The organism is Flavobacterium hercynium (assembly GCF_002217285.1).
In the GTDB taxonomy this organism is placed as follows: domain Bacteria; phylum Bacteroidota; class Bacteroidia; order Flavobacteriales; family Flavobacteriaceae; genus Flavobacterium; species Flavobacterium hercynium.
Window position 1 is genome coordinate 1 of the sequence record NZ_MUGW01000082.1, and the last position, 9,805, is coordinate 9,805.

6 protein-coding genes are annotated in these 9,805 nt (G+C 34.7%); 3 read left to right on the top strand and 3 right to left on the bottom strand.

What is annotated here, in order from left to right:
* The first annotated feature begins 69 nt into the window (after nucleotides 1-69).
* Nucleotides 70-624, top strand: coding sequence for a hypothetical protein (locus B0A66_RS22290; RefSeq protein ID WP_089052045.1), 555 nt, complete (start codon nucleotides 70-72; stop codon nucleotides 622-624).
* Nucleotides 625-724: 100 nt separating this feature from the next.
* Entirely contained in the window at nucleotides 725-1,339 is a 615-nt protein-coding gene (locus B0A66_RS22295) for a hypothetical protein (protein ID WP_123868286.1), read from the top strand.
* Nucleotides 1,340-1,384: 45 nt separating this feature from the next.
* On the opposite strand, the gene B0A66_RS22300 is transcribed toward B0A66_RS22295, so the two are convergent.
* Nucleotides 1,385-2,536, bottom strand: a complete 1,152-nt coding sequence (locus tag B0A66_RS22300) for a C40 family peptidase (RefSeq protein WP_089052047.1) — start codon at nucleotides 2,534-2,536, stop codon at nucleotides 1,385-1,387.
* Nucleotides 2,537-2,772: 236 nt separating this feature from the next.
* Between B0A66_RS22300 and B0A66_RS22305 the strand changes: the two genes are divergently transcribed.
* Nucleotides 2,773-4,155, top strand: a complete 1,383-nt coding sequence (locus tag B0A66_RS22305) for a Kelch repeat-containing protein (protein ID WP_089052048.1) — start codon at nucleotides 2,773-2,775, stop codon at nucleotides 4,153-4,155.
* 169 nt (nucleotides 4,156-4,324) lie between these two features.
* Here B0A66_RS22305 and B0A66_RS22310 read toward each other — a convergent pair whose 3' ends face one another.
* Both B0A66_RS22310 and B0A66_RS22315 read right to left on the bottom strand, forming a co-directional pair.
* Nucleotides 4,325-6,589: an aconitate hydratase gene (locus tag B0A66_RS22310; RefSeq protein ID WP_089052049.1), complete on the bottom strand. Its 2,265-nt coding sequence runs from the start codon at nucleotides 6,587-6,589 to the stop codon at nucleotides 4,325-4,327.
* Nucleotides 6,590-6,715: 126 nt separating this feature from the next.
* Nucleotides 6,716-9,487 carry a bifunctional aconitate hydratase 2/2-methylisocitrate dehydratase gene (locus B0A66_RS22315; RefSeq protein WP_089052050.1) on the bottom strand — a complete coding sequence of 924 codons (2,772 nt, stop codon included), beginning with the start codon at nucleotides 9,485-9,487 and terminating at the stop codon, nucleotides 6,716-6,718.
* Nucleotides 9,488-9,805 lie beyond the last annotated feature (318 nt).

Genomic DNA, 9,805 nt, shown 5'->3' on the forward strand with positions numbered 1-9,805 from the left:
TAATAATTTGTGTTTTTATTATCTAAATCAGCACTCACTACCAGAAGCATTTTTATTAGATATTCAAAAATGTTAAAAGAAAAAATTAAGATTGAAGAAGTTGATTTTGTAAAAAAGACATTTAATAAAAGTTTATGGCAATCATTAATTATAATGCCTTTTATTCTAATTTTTCTGTTATTACCAATTTATTTTTTGATCTTTTTTATTGACTTGTTTATATTCAACAGTCATTTAGATAATTTATTAACTATTTATGTTATTTCTGTTTTTGGATTAGTACTTCTAAACTTTTTATACGGAAAGATTATTATGATTAAAAGAATTACTGATCAGGAGATAGATAAAATAACAGAAAATTTTAGCATTCAAAGAAAAGACAATTATACTCATAGCTCTGAATATGGATCTGATAGCCATTATTATAGATTGTATCTTATAAATGAAGATGATCAAAAAAAAGGAATTCGTATAAGTGAGGAAGATTATAAAATAGTAAAAGAAAATGATGTGATCACAATTACCTATTTTAAGACAATCAATATCATTACAAAAACTACTTTTAACAATCAAGAGTTGAAAAATTCAAGCTTTTTTCCCCGAAGAAATTGGAAATTATGGTAGCCGGTGAAACGATTTATAATGATAAAAAAATAAATTTCTTTTAATCACATGGGAGTTGTCTGGGCACAACATTAAAAACAATACAACAAACACTGATTACATGTTTAAAAAACTATTAGATAACTTTACATCTGTTTTACCTAATGCTTATCTATTTTACGAGTACTTAAGTTTGTGGCTTGTTGTAAATCCTGATCCTATAGCTGTAAAAACGTTGTGCGTTCTAATTTCTTTTGAGTTTATTATGGTTCATTCGGCTATTTTTATGGCCGCTTTTCAAAGAAAATTTTCGATTATATTTTTTATACTTGTGTATGGATTATTTGCTTATGAGTTTGATAAAATGCTTCCATTAAATGATAAAAGGATAATGATTGCTTATTTATTAGTCGTTCTTTTTCGAATGCGATTTGCATTCTTTAATGTAAGCAAAAAACAACAAGATAAGTTATTGGGCTTTTCTGGTTTAGCTGCTGTAATCTATATATTATCTATAGGTTTTTGTGCCATTTTTTCTGATTCTCTGCCCAGATTGAATTACACTAAAGCATTTGCCTCTGAAAATGTTTATGATGGTAGTAGTTATGGTCTTTCGGAAGAGTCTGCAATATTAATGTCGACAGGTACTATTTATTATTTTTTGCTGGTAATTTCGTATCTCTATAATAGTTATTTAGAGGAATGTGAATTAAAAAAACAAAAACTGAGTGCGTAAAAGCATCTTACTGGCGAACACAAAACTTATCTGAATTTTTACAAACTATTGCAAAACACGATTAACCTGTGAAAAATTTCTTCCGTAGTAGGATTCTTTTGTGGATGAAATGATAACACCACCGTGTGTAGAGGAATGAACAAATTTAATCTCACCATCTGCTACATCTACAACCATTCCAACATGGTTAATATGGCGTCTTCCGTTTGTTTTAAAGAAGATTAAATCGCCTTTTTGTGCTTCGTCTGAGTTTACTTTTATTCCGATTCGGGATTGTTCGATTGATGTTCTTGGCAGTTTAACATCGAAATTACTAAATGTAGAATACATAAGTCCTGAACAATCAAATCCGGCTTTTGTAGTTCCGCCTGATCTGTATCGTATACCGATGTTTTCGGTTGCGGTTGATATTAGTTGGTCTATTAAACCTAAGTGATTTTCTACTTTAATTAAGGATGAAGAATCCCCTGTTATTTCTGCTACTTCTGATGAACCTGTTGTAAACTGAGAGGGTACTTCTACGATAGCTTCTTCTACTTTTTCTTGTGGTTTCAAAGCCAGATAAGCATCTGCTTTTTCTTTTGTAGTTTTAATTTTTAAAACGGATCCTACACGGAGTTTTGTTTTAATTTGTGGATTTTGCTTTTGTAATTCTGCTACTGATATTCCAAATTCTTTGGCGATAGCGTATTTTGTTTCTTTAGGTAAAACTTCTCTTTCTACTTCTACAAGACTGCTATTTTCTGCATTTTGAATTTCTGTATTCTGAACTGGTTTTTCTAAGGATGCTACTTCATTAGATGGAATTATTAATTGCTGTCCAATCTTTAATCCTTCTGTTTCTAAAAGCGGATTGGCTTTCTTTAAATCATCTACGGCAACATTGTATTTTTTAGATATTCCCCACAATGTTTCTTTGGCTAAAACCTGATGTGATCCTGGATTATTTATAACGACTGCCTCAACAGGTGTCTTTATGGAAGTAAAATTTTTGTTTGGAATTAATAAAACTGAATTTAGTTTTAAAATTTTGGGTGCATTGGGATTGGCGTCAAAAATTGCTTTGGTTTTTACTCCGTATTTTTTAGCGATTACCGATATATTATCTCCTTTAGAAATGGTATGCTTGATAAACTTTTCCTGTGAAAAAACTACGGAACTAAATAAAAACAAAGTGACGACTAATCTTAAAATCATAATTTGGGGGAATTACTTTTTTATTTGCAATTGAGATTTCGATATAAACAACAAAACAGTTATTTTTACCATTATGGCGAATTTAACAATTTTATGTAAAAAATTAGTCATTTTAAACAACTTTTTGGGTTCAAAACAACAAATAACTCACTAAAATCGAAACAACCTACTAAAAATACATAATTAATACGAAAAATATTATCTTAGATTATTATTATTCGTCTCAATATAAAAACATGAAAAAAGCGGTATTATTGCTCTTACTATTTCCTATTCTTTCTGTTGCGCAAAGCCTGAAAGGAATTGTATTTTCTAAAAATGACAATCTTCCTTTGGCTGATGTTAATGTTCGCTCGCTAAGCAATAACGCTAACAGCTTAACAAATAAGAAGGGCGAATATATTTTAAAAGCAGCATCAAACTTAAAAGACAATGACTCCATTGAATTTTCTCATGTCGGTTTTACTTCTCTAAAATTGAGTTTGAATGACTTAAAACTACAACAATACAATGTTGTTCTTTCTGATGAAATGGAAAATTTATCGGAGCTAACGATTTCTTCTAATCGCGGTTTAAAACTAAAATCGAATATTGCATATACTAAATTATCACCGCTAAAAAGCAGTATTTCTTCTTTTGGATCGTTACTTCATGATGGCAAAATATATGTTGTAGGTGGTGATGCTTCGTTTGGTTCTGATGCTCTACAAAGAGTATTATCGAAGCAGGAAATGTATGAAGTCGGAGGAGTCAATTTTTTACAAAGCTATTTAAATGAACTAAGACGCCAGTTTTCTTTACAGCTGCATAAGGGCGATTTTTTAATTTATGATATAAAGACAAATACCTGGCAGGTCTCTGAAACAAAATTTATAAAGAGAGCCTTCAATCACCTTCTTTATTACGACAATGCATTATATGTTTTAGGAGGCAAAAGACTTGCTGGTAATAAAGAATTTTTAGAGAATCGAATTGAAGTTTTTGACCTGAATAAAAATGAAATTGTGATCGATAAAACGAATCCGCATCAGGCTATAAATTTCGCATCGTTTCTCTATAAAGACAATATTATTGTATTGGGTGGTGCTGTAAAATCAACGGAAAAAGGGCAAAAGGTTTTTACTAACAAAACTCATTTTTACAATCTGACTTCGGGTTTATGGTACGAGCTTTCGGATATGCCAATTGCAAAAGAAACAAATGGTGTTTTGATTGGTGATAAAATTTACTTGATTGGAGGAAATAACGGAGAACCTTTAAATACTATTCAAAGCCTTGATTTGCTTACTGATAAATGGCAAAATGAAGGTGAATTGTTTTTTGGTATGGAAAGACCTGCGGTGACTTCTAACAATGATATTATTTATTTTTTTGAAAACCGAAAAATTTACTGTTACAATGTGGTTTCAAAAGAACTGAAGGAATATACGATTGATCTTGAATTAAAATCGGCTGCAATGCATTTTTTCAACGACACCTTGTACATCGTTGGTGGTTATACTTTTACTCAATACAGCAATACTCCTTCTGCTAATATGTATAGTATTTCGATTGATGAATTTGATAGTACTAAACCGAATCGTATTAAAACATTGGTACAAAAATCAGATGCAAATTAATTTTTCTGGTTTTTTTCTTTTAAAAATGATTGTCCTAGCCCAGATGAAAGCGGCATCCTTTTGTGGCGGGGTTCGCCATAAAAGATATAGCGGACAGCTGGATTAGCTCCTAAACAAAAAAACGCACTGTTTTCACAGTACGTTTTTGGGTATAATTGAATCGTTAAGATTATGCTTTTCCTGCAGCAATTAGGTTTAATGCAGAACCTGCAACGAACCAGCCTATTTGACCAGCATTGTAGGTATGATTGGCAAGGATAATATCCTTAGTACCATTATCATGAACAAATTCTAACGTTAAAGGTTTACCTGGAGCGAACTCGGTTAAATCTGTGAAGTTAATGGTATCGTTCTCCTGAATTTTATCGTAATCTGCTTCGTTGGCGAACGTTAATCCTAAAAGACCTTGTTTTTTAAGGTTTGTTTCGTGAATACGGGCAAACGATTTTACCAATACGGCTTTTACTCCTAAGAAACGAGGTTCCATTGCAGCATGCTCACGTGAAGAACCTTCTCCGTAGTTGTGATCTCCTATTACAATAGACGGAACTCCGGCTGCTTTGTAAGCGCGAGCTACAGCGGGAACGGCATCGTACTCGCCTGTTAATTGATTTTTAACTGAATTTGTTTTTTGGTTGAATGCGTTTACAGCACCAATCAACATATTGTTTGAAATGTTATCTAAGTGTCCACGGAAACGTAACCAAGGTCCTGCCATAGAAATGTGGTCGGTTGTACATTTTCCGAATGCTTTGATTAATAGTTTTGCTCCTGTAATGTTTTTACCATCCCAAGCATCAAACGGAGCTAATAATTGCAAACGCTCTGATGCTGCGTTGACTACTACTTCGACTCCTGAACCATCTTTTGCAGGAGCTTGAAAACCTGGATCTTCGGCATAAAAGCCTTTTTCAGGAAGTTCGTCTCCGGTTGGTTCGTCTAACATTACTTCTTCGCCGTCTTCGTTGATTAATTTATCGGTTAGAGGATTAAAACTTAGATCTCCTGCGATTGCTAATGCGGTTACCAATTCCGGCGATCCTACGAAGGCTAGTGTGTTTGGATTTCCGTCTGCACGTTTTGAAAAGTTACGGTTGAAAGAGTGAACGATGGTGTTTCTTTCTTCTTTCTCTGCTCCTTCTCTGTCCCACATACCAATACATGGTCCGCAGGCGTTAGCGAATACGGTAGCGTTAATTTTATTGAAGGTGTCAATAAATCCGTCTCTTTCTATTGTAGCACGCACTACTTCTGAACCTGGAGTAATGGTGAATTTCGCTTTTGTTTTTAAGTTTTTCTCTGCTACTTGTTTTGCTAATGATGCAGCACGGGCAATATCTTCGTAGGAAGAGTTGGTACAAGAACCTATTAAACCTACCTGAATTTGTAATGGCCAGTTGTTTTTGATTGCTTCCTCTTTCATTTTAGAAATTGGCGTAGCTAAGTCTGGCGTAAAAGGTCCGTTTAAGTGTGGTTCTAATTCTGATAAGTTAATTTCGATTACCTGATCAAAATATTCTTCCGGATTTGCATATACTTCCGGATCACCAGTTAAGTAAGGAGCTACTTTGTCTGCAGCATCAGCTACATCGGCTCTGTTTGTAGAACGTAGGTAACGACTCATAGAAGCATCGTAACCAAAGGTTGATGTTGTTGCACCAATCTCTGCTCCCATGTTACAAATTGTACCTTTACCTGTACATGACATTGCGGTTGCACCTTCTCCGAAATATTCTACGATAGCACCTGTTCCTCCTTTTACGGTAAGAATACCGGCAACTTTAAGAATTACGTCTTTAGGAGCTGTCCATCCTGATAATTTACCGGTTAGTTTTACTCCAATCAGTTTAGGAAATTTTAATTCCCAAGCCATACCTGACATTACGTCTACGGCATCTGCTCCACCAACACCAATGGCTACCATTCCCAGACCACCTGCATTTACTGTATGTGAATCGGTACCAATCATCATTCCACCCGGGAAAGCATAATTTTCAAGTACTACCTGATGGATGATTCCGGCTCCCGGTTTCCAGAAACCTATTCCGTATTTATTAGAAACTGACGACAAGAAATCGAAAACTTCGTTACTTTGTGTTTTTGCTCTCGCCAAATCCGTTACAGCATCTACTTTTGCCTGAATTAGGTGATCACAGTGCACTGTTGTTGGTACTGCAACTTTAGATTTACCAGCGTGCATAAATTGCAACAATGCCATTTGAGCGGTTGCATCCTGACAGGCTACACGGTCTGGTGCGAAGTCAACATAGTCAACTCCTCTTCCAAAGGCCTTAGTCGGATTTCCATCCCAAAGGTGGTTGTACAAAATTTTCTCGGTTAAAGTAAGGGGACGACCAACAATTTCGCGTGCTTTATCTACACGACCAGGCATATTTTTATATACCTTTTTTATCATTTCAATATCAAAAGCCATAAGATTTGTTTGTTTTTATTATTCTTTTTTGAACAACACAAGGTACAAAAAATAGAGCAGTTATCACAAAAAAAGCCCGAGTATTATGACTCGGGCTTTGGAATTTATAACGATTATAATCTTCGATTACATTACTAACTGTTTGTTAGATGGTGCAAACTTAGTTAAGTTAATACCTTCTACTGCAGCAGTATATTCAACCATTGTAGGTGTTCTTCCTAAAACCGTAGAAAGTACTACAACTGGTGTAGAAGAAAGTAATGATTCTCCTTTTTTACCTTCTGTATCTTCTACTACTCTTCCTTGGAAAAGACGTGTAGATGTTGCCATTACAGTATCTCCTTTTGCTGCTTTTTCCTGGTTACCCATACAAAGGTTACATCCAGGACGCTCTAAGTATAACATGTTTTCGTACTCGGTACGTGCAGCACCTTTTGGAGCGTTGTCATCAAATTCGAATCCGGAATATTTTTGCAACACTTCCCAATCACCTTCAGCTTTAAGCTCATCTACGATGTTGTATGTTGGTGGTGCTACAACAAGTGGTGCTTTGAACTCCACTTTTCCATGTTGCTGTTCGATGTTTTTAAGCATTTGAGCAAGGATTTTCATATCTCCTTTGTGAACCATACATGATCCAATAAATCCAAGATCTACTTTTTTCTCTCCACCATAGAAAGATAGAGGTCTGATAGTATCGTGTGTATATCTTTTTGAAACATCAATGTTGTTTACGTCCGGGTCAGCGATCATTGGCTCTACGATTTGATCAAGATCAACTACTACTTCAGCATAATACTTAGCATTTGCATCTGGAGTTAAGGCTGGTTTCTCTACAGATTTAATCTCTGCGATTCTTTTATCAGCTTTGTTGATCAATCCTTGAAGAACTTGTTTTTCGTTGTCCATTCCTTTGTCGATCATAATCTTGATTCTTCCTTTAGCAATCTCTAATGATTCGATCAAAGTATCGTCTTCAGAAATACAGATAGAAGCTTTTGCTTTCATTTCTGCAGTCCAGTCTGTAAATGTAAATGCCTGGTCAGCTGTAAGCGTTCCGATATGAACTTCAATTACTTTTCCTTGGAATACATTTTCTCCACCAAACTTTTGAAGCATTTGTGCTTGTGTAGCGTGAACTACATCACGGAAATCCATGTAACCTTTCATTTCTCCAATAAAAGTTACTTTTACAGATTGAGGAATTGGCATTGAAGCTTCTCCGGTAGCAAGTGCTAAAGCAACTGTTCCTGAATCTGCACCAAAAGCAACACCTTTTGACATTCTTGTATGTGAATCACCACCAATGATGATAGCCCATTCGTCAATTGTAATATCGTTAAGTACTTTGTGAATTACATCGGTCATAGCGTGATAAACTCCTTTAGGATCACGAGCTGTAATCAAACCAAAGTTGTTCATGAATTTCATAAGCTTAGGAATATTAGCCTGCGCTTTTTTATCCCAAACTGAAGCAGTGTGACAACCTGATTGGTAAGCACCATCAACAATTGGAGAAATTACGGTAGCAGCCATAGACTCTAATTCCTGCGCCGTCATAAGTCCTGTTGTATCTTGAGAACCTACGATATTTACTTCTACACGCACATCTGAACCTGCATGTAAAACTTTTCCAGGTGTTAAACCAACAGCGTTTCTGTTAAAGATTTTTTCTACTGCTGTAAGTCCTTGTCCTTCAACAGAAATCTCTTTAGCAGGAGCAAAAACAAGTGGCGTTTCGATTTCTAAAAGCTTAGCTGCAAATGTTTGCAATTTTTTACCAAATACGATAGCATAAGATCCACCAGCTTTGATAAATTCAACTTTTTGCGGTGTAAATGAACTAGAGATATCAATTAACTCCTGATCGCCGTTGTAAAGTTTTTTTGTTTTAGTATTAATGGTAAGAACTGTTCCTGTAGCAATAGAATAAGCTTGCTCCAAAATTGGTTCGTTGTTTTCATTACGAAGAGGATTACCATTAGCATCTAATTTTTTAACCCAGTTTTTAAGGTCAATTCCAATACCACCTGTAACATCTACAGTTGTAAGGAAGATTGGTGAAATTCCGTTTGTTCCTGCTACAATTGGAGCAAAATTTACAAATGGAACATAAGGGCTAGCTTGTTTTCCTGTCCAAAGTGCCACGTTGTTTACACCTGACATTCTAGAAGAACCAACTCCCATTGTACCTTTTTCAGCAATTAGCATTACGCTTGCATCAGGATGTTTCGCCTGTAATGCTTTTATTTCGTCTTGTGCTTCAGGCGTAATCATACATTTTCCATGTAGTTCACGATCTGAACGTGAGTGTGCCTGGTTTCCTGGAGATAATAAATCTGTTGAGATATCTCCTTCTCCGGCAATATAAGTAACAACCTTAATTTCTTCTGCTACCTCTGGCAGTTTAGTGAAGAATTCAGCTTGTGCATAACTTTCAATAATTTCTCTGGCAATTGGGTTTTCTGCTTTAAACGCTTCTTTTAAACGATCTGTATCTGCGTCGTAAAGGTAAACTTGTGTTTTAAGAACGTTTGCCGCTTCTTTAGCAATAGCAATATCATTTCCTAAAGCTAAATCAAGAAGTACTTCGATAGAAGGTCCTCCTTTCATGTGTGACAGCAACTCAAATGCAAATGCAGGAGTTATTTCTGCTACCACAGATTGACCAAGAATAATCTCTTTTAAAAACTTAGCTTTCTCACCAGCAGCGCTAGTGGTACCAGGCAAAGTATTGTAAATAAAGAATTTAAGTGAATCAGTACGGTATTCATTATTTAAATCTTTAATTTGCGCAATGATTTCGCTTACTAATTCAGCATCATCAATTGGCTTAGGGTGAAGACCCTGGGTTTTTCTTTCTTCAATTTCTTGAATGTAATCCTTATAAATGTTCATAATTAAGGCAGATTATTTTTTTACGCAAATTTAAACATTAAACCTGATAATTAAACAAAATATAATAGAACTCGTGTTTTCAAAAATTATTATTGCTAAAAAACGATTTTGACTGCTTGTTTTTGCTAAAAAATCAAATTAATATTAAAAAAATAAATTTTTAACATTTTAAAATCTTTTCTTTAACAAAGTCGAAATTTGTTGTTATAAACAAAGCGTTGTTTTGATTGGTTTTTAACAAAGAATGATTCTAAATTAGGATTTACAACGTTATAGTGATCCTTTTTTGCTTTTCAATTATACATTTCGACATAAAAC

Excerpts from the sequence above, each read along its gene's own strand:
- B0A66_RS22290 (WP_089052045.1), top strand. The coding sequence starts at position 70 with ATGTTAAAAGAAAAAATTAAGATTGAAGAAGTTGATTTTGTAAAAAAG.
- B0A66_RS22295 (WP_123868286.1), top strand. The coding sequence starts at position 725 with ATGTTTAAAAAACTATTAGATAACTTTACATCTGTTTTACCTAATGCT.
- B0A66_RS22300 (WP_089052047.1), bottom strand. The coding sequence starts at position 2,536 with ATGATTTTAAGATTAGTCGTCACTTTGTTTTTATTTAGTTCCGTAGTT.
- B0A66_RS22305 (WP_089052048.1), top strand. The coding sequence starts at position 2,773 with ATGAAAAAAGCGGTATTATTGCTCTTACTATTTCCTATTCTTTCTGTT.
- B0A66_RS22310 (WP_089052049.1), bottom strand. The coding sequence starts at position 6,589 with ATGGCTTTTGATATTGAAATGATAAAAAAGGTATATAAAAATATGCCT.
- B0A66_RS22315 (WP_089052050.1), bottom strand. The coding sequence starts at position 9,487 with ATGAACATTTATAAGGATTACATTCAAGAAATTGAAGAAAGAAAAACC.